The organism is Parabacteroides sp. KHUB-01 (genome assembly GCF_056640935.1).
Map to the genome: position 1 here is coordinate 437,877 of NZ_CM153256.1, position 17,161 is coordinate 455,037.

The window sequence follows — 17,161 nt, forward strand, 5'->3', positions numbered from 1 at the left end:
AACTAAAAGCGTATGAACAATGAAATCTGGGAAAAAGACCACGAGTGGGTAAAGATGTTCCACTCAAACATTGACAGACTATTGGTGTCGATTGAGAAGTTATTTGAGAGCCGACAGCCAGGTGCGTTCAACGATGAACTGCTGACCGACAAGGAGGTCGCCCACATCTTGAAAGTGAGCCGAAGAACGCTCCAAGATTATCGAAACAATGGCATCTTGTCTTACATTCAGGTGGGTGGCAAAATCCTCTACCGCACCTCCGATGTGCAACGAACCATTATGAGCGGATTCAAGGAGGCGTATAGGCTACGGGATAGTGAATAGGATTATATACAGCTGCACCATTTGACTGTAATAGTAAAGGGTACAGCTGTGTATATTTAAGTCATATTGGAATATTAGTTTCTATCATCTATTAAAATAGTGTCTTCATCTAACTCCCAATTTTGATACTCACCGTATTTTTTAGTGATAATTACATTGAATCTTTTAAAGAGATTGAAAAACTCTTCTTTACTTAATCCCTTTTCAAAAGAAATTTTTACAGCTTTGTTAGGATTTTCTAATTGTTTATCCTTGCAGATAATGGAAGCACCAAAATAGCGCTCACCATGATAAAATTCTGCCCCAATAGGCTCATATCGTTCTGTATCAACCCCTTTTTGTTTTAAATACTCATCCAATCTAATCCAATCGTTTATATCTGCAGCTGCAGTTCCAATAAAGTCATTATACTGTACACTTGCTTTCATTTTAACACCTCCTTTCTATAATTAGTTTAACTTATAAAGTTGATTATATAAAGAGTATTACAAAAAACGCTCCACCTTCTATGTATATGTCATATTTTCAGTGTTTAAGCAAATATTTTATTGATTATCAATCGTCGACTGTCGATATGTCATGATATTAAGTAGATAGCGTAGGGTTGCTTTTAATTGATTATTCTATACCATAGGTTTAGTTTTGACGAATAAAAGCAACCATGTTTATTGTGCTTATCAAGAAAAACACTATCTTTGCGGTTGAATTTAATCGATTATTATAAACTATGAGTTTAGAATATCAAAGTAAATTAAACCAACTGCTTATGTCAGGCAAGAAGAATGGACTCTTTTTCTCTGATTGGTTAAGGAAAAATGGTTATTCAGATCAGTTGATAAGAAAGTATCGACAATCTGGATGGCTTGCGACTTTAGATAAAGGGGTTATGTATCGTACAGGAGATTCATTATCTTCATTCGCAGCATTGTCTTGTTATAATGAACAGTTAAATAAAAAGGCGAGAGTGGCTGCACATTCTGCATTGGAACTTTTCGGCTTTAATCATTATGTTCCGATGGGAAAGCCCTTACTTATGGTAGCCCATCATAATTCCAATATACCCAAATGGATGACAAGTGATTCTTTTGACAAGAATTTCAAGCCATTTAGCACTAAAATGATTGATGTACCCCAAACAAGTACCTTACAGATAGAGGGTGTTGATGTTTTAGTATCTTCTCCAGAACAAGCTTTTATGGAATGCTTGCTTTTGGCTCCAGAACAATATAATTACATGGACTTATACTATATAATGGAGCAATTAACCTCATTGCGTGCTGATGTGGTGCAAACACTGCTTGAACATATAAAAAATCAGCGAATAAAAAGAGTTTTCCTATATATGGCCGAAAAAGCAGGGCATTATTGGTTCGACATGCTGAATATAGACAGAATAAATCTCGGCACATCCAAGCAGCAATTAGTAGAGAACGGAATATATATAAAGAAGTATAGAATTACAATACCTAAAGAATTGAACGAATATGAATGATATATACAAAAAACAAGTAGCCCTTTTGATACGCATTATGCCTTCAGTTTATCGTATCAAGGATTTTGCTGTTCACGGGGGAACAGCCATCAATCTGTTTCATAAGAATATGCCTCGTTACTCTGTGGATATTGACTTGACCTACATTCCAATACAGGAAAGAGAAGAGAGTTTGAAAACCATTAACGAACATCTAAAAACTCTTAAAGCTAATATAGAGAAGTCTGTTCCTGGCATTAAAGTCGTTCCGAAGTATGATGTTTGGAAATTGCAATGCACACTCAACGGAGCAACTGTTAAGATTGAGGTAAATGGCACGAAGAGAGGTCTAATCGGAGTGATTGAAGAAAAAATGTTGTGTGACAAGGCTCAACAAGAATTCAGTATGGCATGTAAAGCTCGTACTGTGTCATATTCACAATTATATGGTGGTAAGATAACTGCTGCATTGAGTCGCCAGCATCCACGAGATTTGTTTGATTGCAAGTATATGGAAATTTCATCTTTCGATGATGTGAAAGATGGTTTTATGTTATGCCTACTCGGTAGCGACAAACCCATTATTGAATCTTTGCAACCCAATAGCATTGACCAAGCTGACGCTTTAGAAAAGCAATTCAATGGAATGTCTGATGTCGAATTTGGTTATGCAGATTACGAAGAAGCGAGAACAAATCTGATTGCACAAGTCAATGCTGCATTAACAGAGGCAGATAAAGACTTTATTTTGTCATTTGAAGAAGGAACACCCGATTGGGGCAAGTGTTGTGCAGGGGATTTGGGCAACTACCCATCGGTTAAGTGGAAGTTGCAGAACATCATCAAACTAAAAGAGACCAACCCACAGAAGCACAAACAAGGTATTGAGCGATTGAAACAATTCTTTGGTAGATAATATTTTGTCTTATTTTACAAATTGATTACATATAATATGAGTTGGTATGAAAATCTATTGATAAATCCTCTTTACCTAATTATCTTGTTAGTCATTTTGACATTAATAGGGATATTCATTGTAAAGAATACATCAATATCGGATAAACAATGGCGGAAGTTTGATTTTTGGTGTTTAATCTTCGCATCTTTAGGTATATTTTGCATATTGAGTGATAACAGAGAATTCTTTTACACACGAGAGGCAAATATACGGAGCCACAGAATCAATACATTTGAATGGAGGGTAAATTGGGACTTAGATCCCAATATATATAATCGCACATTTAATACTACAATATATAGCCCCAAGGAGATTGAGTTAATTGATGAAGATTATAAAACTATGTATTCATGGATTCTTGTTAATAAAGACTCTATTTTAGAATGCATCAAAGAAAGGCGATATATTGATACTTTATCCCATTGCTGTCCACTAAAAATGTGGACGGTTAATAAAAGTTAAAAATCAAACAAAGTGGGTTCATAAAACCCGTCAAGTTCTTTGTCAATACTGAAGTTAGATTTGTTAAAGAGGTCTTGAAGTGGTGTCGTGTCGGTAAGTGATATTCCGAGGATCTGTAGGGTCTCATAGATTGTGCGGTCAAGTTTCATTTGATGATGTACAATGGCCACCAAGCAATATGAAATGATGGCAGTGTAGATCTGTATCCTGACTGCATTTTCAGAGTCACCCCAGAACTTCTTGATCTTCAGATGCTGTTTCAACCATTTGAAGAACAGTTCTACTGACCAGCGGTTCTTATATAGAAGAGCTACTTCTAAGGCAGTGATATCCATTGCATTAGTAAGAAAAACAAAGTTCTTCTTGAGCTCCTCGTCGTAGTATTCAACTCTGCGGAGTTGCTTAGGATAATCGTTACGGCTTTTGTAAGTTACCAGTTCTATGATTGAGTCAGATAACACGCCTTTTGGCATTCGTCTCTTCCATCTGATGACCTTGTATTGTAGGTTCTTTTTGGCTCTAACTACGAAGAATGCACATGCGCACTCGATCCTGTAGAGCTGTAAAAAGAAGTTGTATCCTCGGTCGAAGATGTAGTAGGCACCTGTCTCAACCGGTATTTCTTTCATCACTTGGGAGTCATGAACTGAGGCTGTAGTAATGTGAAAGAATGCTGGTACTCGGGCTTCAACATCGTATAGCGTGTGAACTTTTATACCGCCTTTCTTCTTCCTGAACTTCGCCCAGCAGAATACAGCAAGGCAGAGTTCGATGGTAGTGGAATCGAAAGCATAAATGTTCCCGGCTAGGCTGAATATCTTTGTAACTTTCAGAGTACGAGCCTGTTCTACCATATAGTAGGCAAACTCCTCAAAGATATGATAGTCCCTGTTCTGGTTCGCTTTTGCAAGATTGCTGCGTGTGACAGAGTCTCCGAATCCAAGGAACTTAGCCTTGCCTCGGTGAGCCTCTATTGCGACTATCAAGTCTCTAAGACTGTCACGTCTGGAGAGTTGACCGAACATAAGAACTTTGAGCTGATTCCAGCATGAAAAGTGCTTTATGTAGCTGTCACCGTGATACTTAGCAACGATTCTATTGAACTTATTACGGTTCAAGGACGATGTTAATTGAGCAAAAACGTATGATTTGTTATGCATAACCAGCTGATTTGCTGGCAAATATAAAAATCAAAACCGTTCGGCCCTAAAACTACCCCTAACTATCTAATTATCAGTATTTTCAATGAACTATTTATAAATTTTTAGTGGACACTAATGACTTTATCCTTTAAGTTACCAAATTTCAAAACAGGGAATCAGACATTCTTACCTCAAGAAATCGAAGAATTTAAACATATAATATCAGAGTATAACAATGTCTTGGATGAATATTACTATTATACAGAAGGGACTAATAGAAATTGGGTAGAACTTCTATATGATATCTTTGCTCCAATGTTTTTGGTAATAAGTTTGTCCTATCAGTTTGTTAGATGGTTTTGGGAAGGGACTAAGAAGTAGGAGCAAACAAAACTAAATTATATTTCTGGAGGGAGTGCAGTTTACCGTCTGCCCAATTATTATGATTCCTAAAGAAATCCCCTCCTATGGATAGAAACGAGAACAGCGTACATTTAGGCGTTCAAGTTATATACCTATCTGTACGCTGTTCTTCTTGTGTTTTAATTACATTTCCGTCAGTCGTTTGTTTCCGTTGCCGATAGCGTCCATTGTACAGACGTGAAAGGGAAAAGGTTTTCGGGCTGAATACTCTCCGTAGGAGGAAGATTCTGCCCGAAACGGCTTGCCGCTTGACCTTTACACTTTCAGAAGAGTCTGTACTAACTTAATGGACAGCAACGGAAATAAGCGACTGATAATTTTTTTTAAAAAGCTATAATTCTTCCCCTACCAATGCAATCCAATTATCACATTTTGTACATATACATCTTTTTAGATTTGCATTTAATGAATTACATACGGACTGTACTATCTCAAGTGATTCTTCCTTTTTTGTATTTTTCTTAAATAAAGTTGTGTTCGGCAGATAGCATTTAGTATTATTGTCACCAATCATAACTTCTTCGAACCCAAAATTCTCGATTAACCTTTTTCTTACTTGAGTATGATATTGCTCTATATCATATGTGACTAAAACATTGTATTTTTCGTTCATATATTTAAGTATTAAGTTACAAATAGAATATAACAAAAAGTAAACCAGTGTGTATAATGAGACAAATTGTCATATTTTAATAATTATTATGACATAAATTACTTCATAATATATTCTCTATTATCTTTCTTTTCTCAATCAATCTATCCATATCCTCCGAAATCTTATCATCAGTTACTTTTGCATAGCCTTGAGTTGTACGGATATTGGTATGTCCCATCATCTTGGCAATACTCTCTATCGGAACTCCTGCCGAGACAAGGAGCGTTCCGAATGTGTGCCTCGATTGATGGTAGGACAAGTTATGTTTGAACTGGTGTGCAAATCCCAATTCGTGTATCTCGAACCAAATCATATCCCTACAAGGTAATGGAAAGATTGGCTTGCTGTCATCTGTGGTATTGTACAGCGAAATAATCTGTTCGGCAATCGGGTGCAGTGGAATAAATGCCTCTACATCTGTTTTCTTACGGTAGGTTCTAATGTATTTGCGCCCTTCCGCTGTTGTTCCTATGTGATGAGGATATAATCGTTGCACATCCACATACGCCAATCCACAAAAACAAGAGAAAATAAATGTTCGTCTCGCCAACTCCTGCAATGGATCAGGCTTTGGATGATTCATAATATCCTGCAATTGACTTTTGCTTATGTACATCAATTTCTTCGGAGGTTTTTTCTCATACTGGACATCTTCTATTGGGTTGAAACGCAAGATACCATTATCCACAGCCAAATAGACTAACCGTTTCAGCCAACACAAACAATGGTTCCTATATGATGGCTTATGCGGGTAGTTTATCTTCATATAGAGAATATAGCTGTTGCCCAATTCCTCTGTAATATCGGTAAATAACATATCCTCCTTACCCAACGAATTAATATACTCACGCAAATAATGTTGGTACATCTTTGATTGGCGATATGTAGATGTGGAGTCAATCTGTACGGAACGGATTTTAAGATGTTCCCTCTCTATCTCTCCTGCTTGCAATATGTATTTTGGAATATCTGAAACACCCGTAATGGCATTCTTTAGCAATTTGGCAGTAATGACACCATTTGTTTTTAGCAGACTATTGTAAGTATCATCAATACGATTCTTATAGTCATTGAGCATGCCATTGATTCTAATATTCTTTGTTTCGCCTTTCTTACCGTTCCAGTCATCAGGACGGCAATAGAGTCCTGTAGATAATACAGTGGCTTTGCCATCAATGGTTACTCGGCACATAATGGCGGTTGTACCATCGGCTTTAATTTTGCTGCGGTTAATGTAGTACAGTTGTTTATATGTACTTCTCATAATTCAAACTTTTTGTGGGTTATAAAACTAATGTCATATCACTTGTTGCCTTGATGAATATATCCATATCATCGAACAACTTCTTAGGTGTTACCTTAGCATAAAGTTGAGTAGTGGTAAGGTTGGTATGCCCAAGCATTTTGCTGATTGTTTCAATGGGGACACCTGCTTCAAGCGTAATCAGACTTCCGAAGGTATGACGCCCCATGTGATAGACCAAATCCGTCTTAATCCCGGCTAAATCCCGAAGTCCTTTCATATGCCTTCGCAGATTAGGGTGGTGTATCATCGGGAATAACTCCTTGCGCTCATTGCTGCGGTATTTCTCTATCAGAGCAATAGCTTCGGGCAATAGTTTCACTCTACCCAAATGTTCATTCTTCTTTCGCAGATATTTCAGCCATAATGCACCGTTATCGTCTGTATATATGTTATCGTCTGTTATTGAAACAGCATCGGCATAGGGAACGCCTGTATAGCAAGCGAACAAGAATAGATCCCTTGCAATATTATGCGTTACTCTTGATGCCGGAATTTCCAAATCTCGGATTTTCTCAAAGTCCTCACGGCTCAATGCTCGTGGTGCTTTCCTGTTTTCTTTTGGAAGTTTGAAATTTACGAAATAGCGTTTCTCTGCATGACCCTCTTTGAAAGCCAATCGGCAAATCTTTTTGAGTATGGCCAGATAATGTCTTGCCGTATCAACAGCAAGACCTTTATCCTTCAAGACATACTCCTGAAACTCATATGCCATATGCTCATTCAACTGCCCGAAAGCCAAATCTTCAACCTTGAAACGCTTTTTAATAAACTCACCAAGGTATCTACGAGTATAGATATAGGTTGACATAGATGACTTGGCGACATCGATACCGATTCTCGACTGCATATCATCAATATGAATATCCAATCGCTTAAGCAGCGTCATTTGAGATTCAACGCTACCTTGAAACGCTTCTTTGACTGCTGTTGCATCGAAATCAATCTTGCGTTCCAAGAGAGAATCAAATGCCGAGTTTATGGCAAGCAGCAACTTGTCAATCTTGGCATTGATTTCAACAGCCTCCTTGCTTTTGCCATTTAGTCGGCTCTCGCGAGGATTCCATAATTCGGGAGTACACGACAGCTTGCTACTGAACTGCGCCATCGTTCGGTTTACGGTAATGCGTCCCATAATGGGAGCCTTACCCGACTTGTCTAATCCACTCTTTTTAAGGTAGAGCAACACCTTGAATTTTTCTATTTTCATACGCTTATATTTTTAGTGGCAAAGTTAGCCTATATATAAGCGTTCTTTGTTATGCAAAATGATGACAATCAACGCAATGTGATGCTATTGCAGATTATTTCGTTACCACTCGGCTTTCGGCAACAGCCAAGCTAACGATTTGGTAACTGAACTCCTGCTCATAACCGTTACTTCTTGCGTTAAGTAGATAGTGCAAGAAATTCACTTTTAGTTGTTTCTCAACCGTTTACGTTTGCCTTATTCTATTCCGAAATTGTTTGCTTTGCTACTTGCTTTCCACTGCTTTAGGCACACGTATGCTACACTACAGATCGCAGCCGGTACGGACATCTTCACAGTGTCAAAAATGCTTACTCATAAGAATGTTGCAACAACACAAATCTATGCTGAATTAGTGAGTGAAAAGAAAAGAGAAACTGTCGATAAGATATCACTAAAGTAATATGCAATAAAATTGCATATCTGAAATAAACATGCAATAGTGATCAAAAGTTTTTATATGTATAGCCGTTGGGAAAATCGGAGTTTCCCAACGGCTTTTTCATTTATGTAACAATACAAAATACAGTTAAAAATGTAAATTTTCTTTGTTCGTTTTTTTATAAGTATGATTGGCAATTTCACGAAGTATGATACTTATATTATATTAAAAACCAGACATTTTGTAATCATTTCCTTTAATTTCTGATACTTCAAAAATATATTTGCATCAAAATCAATAACAAAAAATCATTAATTATGAAAAGATTAAATTTATTCCATTTTGCTGTAATATATGTAACTGCAATATGTTCAATTACCTCAATTCCCAGATATCTGATATTGAAAGGAAACTCTCCACATAGTCTGGACCTTGTATTATACTCACTCTTCACTACCCTACTTTTTATTACAATCATATTTATGGTTGAAACAGCTTACTGTAAATATATTGTACCTACAATATGTAATTTTATTGATGTATTACAAGATCAAAGAAGTAGAAGGGTTACCAAAATAAAGGGAAATACGAAAAGGAATGGTCGACTATCCATAAAACTATTTCATAAAACCATTGATGATGGTAAAGAAAAGACAGAAAATTCTATATTGTACTCTCATGAGGAAGAAGTAAGATTGGATAGAGAACGTATCAAAAAAGAAAAAGATGATACAATAAAAGAAGTCTTGTCTTATTTTGAAGCTACTTTCAAAGATATACTGACAAGCAATGAAATGAGTGTCATGAAAGAAAATATTATGGCCTTAAACAATAAAACAGAAATAAAGACAGCTGTATTACGTCGTTTGAATGGAGTTACATCAAAAGATCTATACCATTTAGCTAGAAATATCGGAAAGCGGTTAGGATGCTCAAACATGCAAATAGCACATTTCATCAAAAAAAGTTTTCAGCTTATGCTTGAAGATACAGAAATACTGACCATTTCCAGCAAACTCACCTGTAATGAAGGACGGTTTACAATAAAAATTATTCCTATCGGAACACCGCTCGTTGCACAATCTCTTCCCTTTTCAAGGGATTAATATAGAAAAAACATTACTATCCATTGGTTAACTTATAATCCACCAGTTAACCAATAATACACCATCTTTCTTTGCTGAAAATCAATTTAAAATGATGAAGATAAAATTAAATTTCGAGGAATTACCTCAAGCCACAGCTTTTCTATTGGAGAAGGTGGAAGAACTGACGATTTCTATTAATGAGATGAAGCAGTTATTAAAGAGACAGACAGCAGCAAAGGAAGAAATGATTGGTATTAACGAGGCTTGTGAGATACTCAGTCTGGCTAAGCCAACGGTTTATGCTCTTGTTCAGGCAAATAAAATTCCCTATTATCAACCTGGGAAAATGCTTAAATTCAAACGTACAGAACTTATGGAATGGATGGAAAAAAGCAGGAAAAAACCGATTGACAAAGAGAACCTATACAAAGAGATACAAAAAGGAGTAAAACATAAACCAAAATCATGATGGGAGGAATTTTAGATATGGGAAAAGTTGAAATGACAGATGAATACGTAAGAGTTGGTACCACACTCTATAAAATAGTTTTTCAGCCTCTTATTAATGGCACATTTGCCAAGCGTAGAGTCCCTTGGAGTATGGGGACTTTACGTTATGATCATGGGAAAGACTTCATAGCAAGTGTTCCTAAATACGATGGTTTCTGTACAGTTCCAAGTCACGTAGATTATAAGAGGAATATTGGCTCGTTCCTTAATCTGTATGAGCCGATTACCCATACCCCACAAAAAGGGAAGTTCCCACATATACAAGAACTTATTCTTCATATTTTCGGAGAACATTATGAGTTAGGTATGGATTACTTTCAGCTTCTTTATCTCAATCCAGTACAGAAACTACCAATTCTACTTTTGGTTTCTCAGGAAAGAAACACCGGTAAAAGTACCTTTCTGAATTTTCTGAAAGCAATCTTTCAGGATAACATCACATTTAACACCAATGAAGATTTTCGTAGCCAGTTCAATGCTGATTGGGCCGGCAAATTACTCATTGGAGTTGACGAAGTGTTGCTTAACCGTAGAGAGGATTCTGAACGATTAAAGAATCTAAGTACAGCAAGTGTATACAAGATTGAAGCAAAGGGTAAAGACCGCTGTGAAGTGCAATTTTTTGGTAAATTCATCATGTGTTCCAATAATGAAGATACTCCTGTTCTTATAGAACCGGGAGAAACACGTTATTGGGTGCGAAAAATTAATCCTCTCAAAAATGACGATACGAGTTTTCTTCAAAAACTAATCACGGAAATTCCAGCATTCCTTTACTTTCTTCAACACCGTCAACTTACTACGGACAAAGAAAGTAGAATGTGGTTCAATCCGCAACAGATACATACGCTAGCTCTCGACAGGATTATCAATTGTAGCAGGAATCATACAGAAATAGATCTCGCTGAAATCTGCATAAATATCATGGATACCATGAGCCTGGATAAATTGACTTTCTGTATCAATGACATTCAGCAGTTATTATTACTTAGTAATATCAAGGTTGAAACCTATCAAATTCGAAACATTTTAAAAAGGAACTGGAAACTTACACCTACTGACAATTCTCTTGCTTATTCAACCTTTATAAAAAACTTCCCTCCAGGCCCTCCGTATCGAGAAGAAAAGAAAACTGGCCGCTACTATACCATTACAAAAGAATTTCTTAAAAAGTTCCGATGATTTGATGAAATGATGAATATTGTTGTTAAACAATAGGGAATGAATGATTTATAATTCATCAAATTTTCATCATAATTCAGAAAAAAGACTCAATGTTTCTTTATTTGAGGCATTGAGCCTTTTTCTTCCCTATTGTAAATAGGATATACTAGAGTGAATACGATAGATTAGAACTACTCTTCTCAGGAAAATGTACTGAACAATGCCGGGTGCGTCAGAATCTTTACGCACAAAATCTCCGGAAAGGAGTCCAAGCGTGATTGTCCTGACAGCTTACATAGATTACCTACGTTCCGGTGATGGATTTGTCATTTTCCACCTGGATAAACTAAACCGGTCCATCAGAAAAGCTCAACTTTTGTGCCAAATTTGATGAAGCACAATTGGCCATCTGTGCATTTTATTTGTGTTTCGATGTATTTATTTCACCAAAGTTCTGATTGTGTTCATTTGATTGAATAAAAAGTTTTAAATCTTTTATTTGTCGAAAATCTACATATACATTATATACCCCAACATCTTGTTTTTTTCAGAAAATCTAGACATACAATACATTCGTTATTATATAATTGAATCATTTTTAATTGAATGTTTACAATTTATTCTACTAAAAAGATAAATTCAACAATATTGGACATTGAAATTATTTTTAAATAAAAAATCATTTATAATTTAGGCTTATCATTCGTAATGCCAGATATATAATTTAGAATTTTTGGTAAATCATCAAAGTTATTAAACCAAATCACATTTAAACCAAAATCTGACATCATGTATTCCATTTCCTTCCAATGTTCCTCATTTACCTCCTCGGATGCTTCTCCTTTTAATGGCGTTTTCTTCAAAAATACATAATGAGGTAATTTTTCTATTTGATCTGAATCTTTATCTTTTTCTCGTGCCAACTCTAAAAGGCGTCTCTGATTTGGATCTGTCATAGAAAAACCTATAAAAAAACAGGTTGATGTATATAACGCATTTAACTGAACGACATTTGCCCAATTGTTAGGATTACTATATAGAGCATGATAATCCTTTTCACTTAAAACGGAATTAGATGGCTTTGTATTATCTCTTGAAATCATTCCATGAACATGATATATCGGAATTTGATTTATCCTGGGAATCATATTGCCAGAAACAGAATAAAATCCTTTTTTATTTAATAATTCATCTAAAAGGTCGTCAAAATTATATGTAATAATTTGTGCCGGTTTTTTACGTCTAACAGCTTTTGATACAGCTTCTATAAGCGTAGACTTATATTTTTTCTTTTTGTACAATACATTGCGAATACGATCTATGAATATTTGCTTATTATCATCTTCCGTTCTACTATCATCTTTAAGATAACCATCTGAAGCATATCTGCCTGTTATTATACTTGAATATCCCAATGCAGAAGATATTGATTCTGAATTAGCACTATTAATATATTTATAAGGTGTATGATTTTCTTGATTTAACAATGCTTCTAATAGTTCTGACCAACTCGGTAACTTTGCATCCATAGATAGTCCTGCCCCCAAGAATAAAGTATATTTTGTATTGTTAAAGTCATCCTTTGCCTTATCAATTATATCAATTCTGTTAATAATTGACTTATTATTTTCGACAAGAGTTTTGTTTTCTAAATCTTGTCTGAAATTATATAGCTCTATAAAAGAAGTATTTAAAGATTCTAAATATTGATTTATATTAGAATCATCAATACGACCAATATAAATAATTACTAACTTTGAAACTTCCTTTGCATTAAACAATGGTAAATATTGTTGATAAATCCAACTTATAGATGAATAGAGTAAACGACATTTAACTTCTATAGCAGTTCTGGGAGGCCATTTCTTTGCTTGACATCCTTTAGTTAAGTAATAATCAGCTCTTACCATCCCTGAAAGAAAACTCTTTTCTCTTTCTACAGTTCCATTTGGACATATTGAAGTTAAAAAATCCCCTACTTTATCTTCAAAAAGTTTTGCTGCTAAATATGAATATGAATTCCCTGTTCTCATGATCCTTCTAAAATTATTATTAATCCTTTTGCAACCTTCTAAGGTATTAGTCCTTCATTATATACTCAAATATTGAATCCTAAATCATTAACCTCTCCAATTTCATTTTCCACTTTTTCCAATCTGGCATTTCCTGAGTCAACAACTCATAAAAGTCTTTGGTATGGTTACGATGAACAAGATGGCAAAGTTCGTGTATGATAACATACTCTATACAAATACGAGGAGCACAGACTAATCGTGGATTGAGCAGAATTTGCCCCGTAGCAGTACAACTTCCCCAACGGGTTGCCATATCTTTCAGTTTGATGGCAGACGGTTTGACCTGATAACGATTAAAACGTGCTATTAACGGAGTAGCATACTCTTCAAACTTTATTTCAGCACGTTTTCTGTACCAAGCCAATAGTAAGGCGCGTGCATCCTTACGGTGCCTACACTCTATTTCTATTATGTTTCCTTTATAATGCACTTCGTTACGTTCGCTATCAATGATGCGTAACATATACTGTCTGCCTAAATATAAATGAGATTCCCCACTGACATATTTACGTTCGGGAGTGTGTATACCAAAAGAAGAAAAATATCGTTGCTGTTTGCAAATCCACGAAGCCCGACGATGAACATGTTTTCTGATTTGCTCCAGTGGTGCTTCCACTGGAGCCTTTACTTCCACACTACCGTCCGGATGCACGCATATACCCAAAGTTTTTCTGCGTCTGTATTCAACAGCATACTCCATGACAACAGAGCCATATTCTATACAGTCTTTTATTTGATCCATAGTTTTGCCACGTCTACACAGCCGTCAATAATTGTATCCATATCATCAAAAGAGAAATTAAGTCCATACTTCCTTTTCACCTCATCTATCAGATAATCTTCCAACTCGATTTTCATACGACCAATAATATCCGATTTCTGCTGCCAGTCAACCAATACACTACCATCCACAATTAATGTATGATTGATAATTTCATCAAAAGTCATAGCAGTTTCCAATGCCAAATTCTTCAAGCTCATCTGTGCGTCACCAAATATGCGCTGATAGGTTTCCAATGCTAATCCGTAATAAGCTTTTGCTGCATTATTTTGCTGTAACTCTTCCGGCAATTCATTGTCGGTATGGGCCAATATGTCCTCTTTATATTTCAGGACTCGTTTCAAATACTCCAGTTCATCAATTCTACCTTGTTCATAAGCAGCAATGGTCTCTTTCAGCAATTGGGAAAATTTCTTATAAAACACCGGATCTGTATCCATATTTTCAGTAATGAATTTACTGGTTCGGGAGGCTATTGTATCTGCCTTTGCCGCTGTTCCTACAATCTTTTCCACTTCCTGCTCAAAGGCTTCCGTATCAAAGATATTCACTAATTCAGTGATTGGCCTTACCGCTCCACTCTCCACATGCCGATTAATCAATTTCTGTATCTGCCCTTCATATTGCTTGTAATCTATTGTATCTGAATAGCGTAATTGAACTGCCGATCTCAGTTTGACGAACATATTCAAGTCATCTTTGTATCGTTTGATATCTTCTTCTGGAGTCTTCGCATGGAAATCACGTGTAGAAAGAGCTATTTTCAGGCAAGATGCATAAGCAGTCAGTCTCTCATAAAACTCCTGCCGCCTGTCTTCCTCACGTAATGACTGTGCATATGCCTCCAAGTCCCGTTTATTGGAAATTGACTTGAACAAATCCCATAAATATGAATATTTCTGTGGCAACTTTGCTATTTCAGTATCAACTGACTCCAGAGTCTCACGGAAAACCGCCTGTTCTTCCTCGTCATAATTAGAATACAAATCCAACGCTTCGTCCAATTCTTTTAAGACTCCATAATAATCAATAATGTAACCAAACTCTTTGCCATCACATACCCGGTTGACACGCGCCACGGCCTGTAACAATGTATGTCCGTTCAGTTTACGGTCCAAATACATCACTACGATCTTCGGTTCATCAAATCCTGTCAGCAATTTGTCCACTACAATCATGATTTCAGGCTGTTCCTGATTCTTGAAGCGGGAAATCAGATTATCTTGATATTTTTTAGGAGTTCCGTGCTCATCCATCATCTTTTTCCAATACGCCTTTACTTCTTCCGACGTATCACCGTATGACGATTCTTCACCTTCTCGCATGTCAGGAGCTGTAATAAGCACCTCAGAAGATACCAAACCTATCTCGTCCAAATATTTCTTATACAATACAGCAATGGTTTTTCGGGGCGTGACCAACATAGCCTTGAATTTTGTTCCCTGCCAGTTGTCACGGAAATGTTCAGAGATATTCCAGGCTATGGAATACACCCGTTGGTCTGTCTGATTGACAAAATCAGTTCGTGAATACTTTTTCTTAAGGTCGGCTGTCTGATACTCATTAAGTCCCTCACAAACCTTGGTGAAGAAATCATCTATAGGTCCCTCATGTACCTGCTGCGGGACAATTCGCCCTTCATAAAGCAATGGAACTACGGCACCGTCTTCTACAGCCTGACGCACAGTATATACAGGGCGGATGATACCGCCAAAGGTATTTGCCGTATTCTTTTCCTTCTTCATCAGTGGTGTACCGGTGAAAGCTATTTTGCAGGCATTTGGCAGTACCTTATCCATCTTGATGGCCATTTCCTTGTATTGGCTGCGATGTGCTTCGTCAATCAGGATAAAGATATTCGGGTCAGTAAGTGGTTGTTTCATGCGTTTTACTGCCGTTTCAAACTTGTTGATGACAGTTGTAATAATGGCATCTGTCTTGCTTTCCAATAATTCCACCAGATGAGTTCCTGTAGTGGCATTCATCACTTCCCGTCCGCATTTCTTGAATGTACTTGTAATCTGGCTGTCCAGATCCGTGCGGTCGGTTACCATAACAATTCTTGGATTCTGTATTTCTTTGATCTGGGCTATAGATTGTGCCAGCAGAACCATCGTAAGTGACTTGCCGCTTCCTTGAGTATGCCACACCACACCTCCACGACGTTTGCCATGTTCCAATTTTTTCACACGTTCAGTAATCTCCTTTACAGTAAAATATTGCTGATATCGTGCCAGCTTCTTTATGCCACCGTCATATATAGTAAAGTTGTGAATCAAGTCGAGTAAACGTTCAGGGCTACACATACTGAGCAGATATCTGTCCTGCTCGGTTGGTATTATATTTTCCTGTTCCATAGCATCGAAGTGTGCCCTTACATAGCGGAAGCGGTCGCAGAACATATGAACCTTCTTTTTCTCGTCCAATGGAGTATTGACGAGCTGATTCAATTTCTGTGTATACTCATTCTCTTCTGTTTCAGTGATGAACATTTCCTTCCACATTGTCCAGAATTTGGCAGGAGTGCCTGTTGTGGCATACGCTCCGTAACTGTTTCCTATGCTTAGGAGCAAGGCACTGTACAGATAAAGTCCACGTATGCCATCGTCCTTCTGGTTACGCAAGTGTTGTGAGATAGCCTGGTCAAGCGCCCCTTTCATGTCCGGTCGCTTACACTCTATCACCACAATAGGAATGCCATTAACAAACAGCACAATATCAGGACGGTACGTATCGGCCATCCCGGTACGGGTTACTGCAAACTCTTCCGTTACATGAAACACATTTCTTTCCGGTCGCTCCCAGTCGATAAAGCGCATGGTGTAACTTTTTTTATCACCATCGATACTCTGCTCAAACGCCTTGCCCAGTGTCAATAGATTATAAACAGCTTCATTTCCGCTCAGATAACCGCCTTCCATCGGGATATTACGCATGGCCAGAACTCCGTTCTCAATGTTTTGTTCTGAAAACAGTTCCTCCTTGTTGCGATTCACCCGAATGGAATTAATGCGACGCAACTGGCTGCGCAGTACGTCCTCCAGCAATACGTTCGATGTCTTCCCGCCACGCATGGCCAATGCCTCGTCAGGAGTCAGATAGGTGTATCCTAATTTTTGCAGCAGCTGTAAAGCTGGTATTTGACTGATTTGGTCTTCTTTGAATGAAATCATA

At 37.0% G+C, this 17,161-nt stretch carries 14 protein-coding genes and 1 pseudogene; 7 read left to right on the forward strand and 8 right to left on the reverse strand.

Annotation, left to right across the window (positions count from 1 at the left end; translation table 11 throughout):
* Positions 1–12: 12 nt before the first annotated feature.
* A complete protein-coding gene (locus ACYIAR_RS02180) occupies positions 13–324 on the forward strand; it encodes a helix-turn-helix domain-containing protein (RefSeq protein ID WP_480331813.1) in 312 nt (103 codons plus the stop codon).
* Between the two features lie 74 nt (positions 325–398).
* Here the strand turns inward: ACYIAR_RS02180 and ACYIAR_RS02185 are convergent, their stop codons facing one another.
* Positions 399–752 carry a hypothetical protein gene (locus ACYIAR_RS02185; RefSeq protein WP_480331815.1) on the reverse strand — a complete coding sequence of 118 codons (354 nt, stop codon included), beginning with the start codon at positions 750–752 and terminating at the stop codon, positions 399–401.
* Positions 753–1,051: 299 nt separating this feature from the next.
* Between ACYIAR_RS02185 and ACYIAR_RS02190 the strand changes: the two genes are divergently transcribed.
* Positions 1,052–1,816, forward strand: a complete 765-nt coding sequence (locus ACYIAR_RS02190) for a type IV toxin-antitoxin system AbiEi family antitoxin domain-containing protein (RefSeq protein WP_480331817.1) — start codon at positions 1,052–1,054, stop codon at positions 1,814–1,816.
* Positions 1,809–2,711: a nucleotidyl transferase AbiEii/AbiGii toxin family protein gene (locus tag ACYIAR_RS02195; RefSeq protein WP_480331819.1), complete on the forward strand. Its 903-nt coding sequence runs from the start codon at positions 1,809–1,811 to the stop codon at positions 2,709–2,711. Before ACYIAR_RS02190 ends, ACYIAR_RS02195 begins: the two co-directional genes overlap by 8 nt.
* Positions 2,712–3,211: 500 nt before the next feature.
* Here the strand turns inward: ACYIAR_RS02195 and ACYIAR_RS02200 are convergent, their stop codons facing one another.
* The 4 genes from ACYIAR_RS02200 to ACYIAR_RS02215 all read right to left on the reverse strand — a co-directional run bounded on the left by ACYIAR_RS02200 (position 3,212) and on the right by ACYIAR_RS02215 (position 7,948).
* Positions 3,212–4,375, reverse strand: coding sequence for an IS4 family transposase (locus tag ACYIAR_RS02200; RefSeq protein ID WP_480331821.1), 1,164 nt, complete (start codon positions 4,373–4,375; stop codon positions 3,212–3,214).
* A 736-nt stretch (positions 4,376–5,111) separates the two neighbouring features.
* Positions 5,112–5,393: a hypothetical protein gene (locus tag ACYIAR_RS02205; protein WP_480331823.1), complete on the reverse strand. Its 282-nt coding sequence runs from the start codon at positions 5,391–5,393 to the stop codon at positions 5,112–5,114.
* Between the two features lie 103 nt (positions 5,394–5,496).
* Positions 5,497–6,699 carry a site-specific integrase gene (locus ACYIAR_RS02210; protein WP_480331825.1) on the reverse strand — a complete coding sequence of 401 codons (1,203 nt, stop codon included), beginning with the start codon at positions 6,697–6,699 and terminating at the stop codon, positions 5,497–5,499.
* A 19-nt stretch (positions 6,700–6,718) separates the two neighbouring features.
* Positions 6,719–7,948: a tyrosine-type recombinase/integrase gene (locus ACYIAR_RS02215; protein WP_480331827.1), complete on the reverse strand. Its 1,230-nt coding sequence runs from the start codon at positions 7,946–7,948 to the stop codon at positions 6,719–6,721.
* Positions 7,949–8,216: 268 nt separating this feature from the next.
* Here ACYIAR_RS02215 and ACYIAR_RS02220 point away from each other — a divergent pair.
* From ACYIAR_RS02220 to ACYIAR_RS02235, 4 genes and pseudogenes are all read left to right on the forward strand, one after another.
* Positions 8,217–8,390 (forward strand): annotated as a pseudogene (locus ACYIAR_RS02220) (tyrosine-type recombinase/integrase); the annotation flags it as partial.
* 296 nt (positions 8,391–8,686) lie between these two features.
* Positions 8,687–9,475, forward strand: a complete 789-nt coding sequence (locus ACYIAR_RS02225) for a mobilization protein (protein WP_373134499.1) — start codon at positions 8,687–8,689, stop codon at positions 9,473–9,475.
* A 91-nt stretch (positions 9,476–9,566) separates the two neighbouring features.
* Positions 9,567–9,926, forward strand: a complete 360-nt coding sequence (locus ACYIAR_RS02230; RefSeq protein ID WP_480331829.1) for a helix-turn-helix domain-containing protein — start codon at positions 9,567–9,569, stop codon at positions 9,924–9,926.
* Positions 9,926–11,149 (forward strand): primase-helicase family protein, encoded by a 1,224-nt coding sequence (locus ACYIAR_RS02235; protein ID WP_480333528.1) that lies wholly within the window; start codon positions 9,926–9,928, stop codon positions 11,147–11,149. The genes ACYIAR_RS02230 and ACYIAR_RS02235 overlap by 1 nt, the downstream gene beginning before the upstream one ends.
* 665 nt (positions 11,150–11,814) lie before the next feature.
* Here the strand turns inward: ACYIAR_RS02235 and ACYIAR_RS02240 are convergent.
* The 3 genes from ACYIAR_RS02240 to ACYIAR_RS02250 form a co-directional block, all read right to left on the reverse strand.
* Positions 11,815–13,164, reverse strand: coding sequence for an SIR2 family protein (locus tag ACYIAR_RS02240; protein WP_480331831.1), 1,350 nt, complete (start codon positions 13,162–13,164; stop codon positions 11,815–11,817).
* Positions 13,165–13,243: 79 nt separating this feature from the next.
* Positions 13,244–13,948, reverse strand: a complete 705-nt coding sequence (locus ACYIAR_RS02245; RefSeq protein WP_258339329.1) for a M48 family metallopeptidase — start codon at positions 13,946–13,948, stop codon at positions 13,244–13,246.
* Positions 13,936–17,160, reverse strand: coding sequence for a type I restriction endonuclease subunit R (locus ACYIAR_RS02250; protein WP_480331833.1), 3,225 nt, complete (start codon positions 17,158–17,160; stop codon positions 13,936–13,938). The genes ACYIAR_RS02245 and ACYIAR_RS02250 overlap by 13 nt, the downstream gene beginning before the upstream one ends.
* Between the last annotated feature and the right edge of the window lies 1 nt (position 17,161).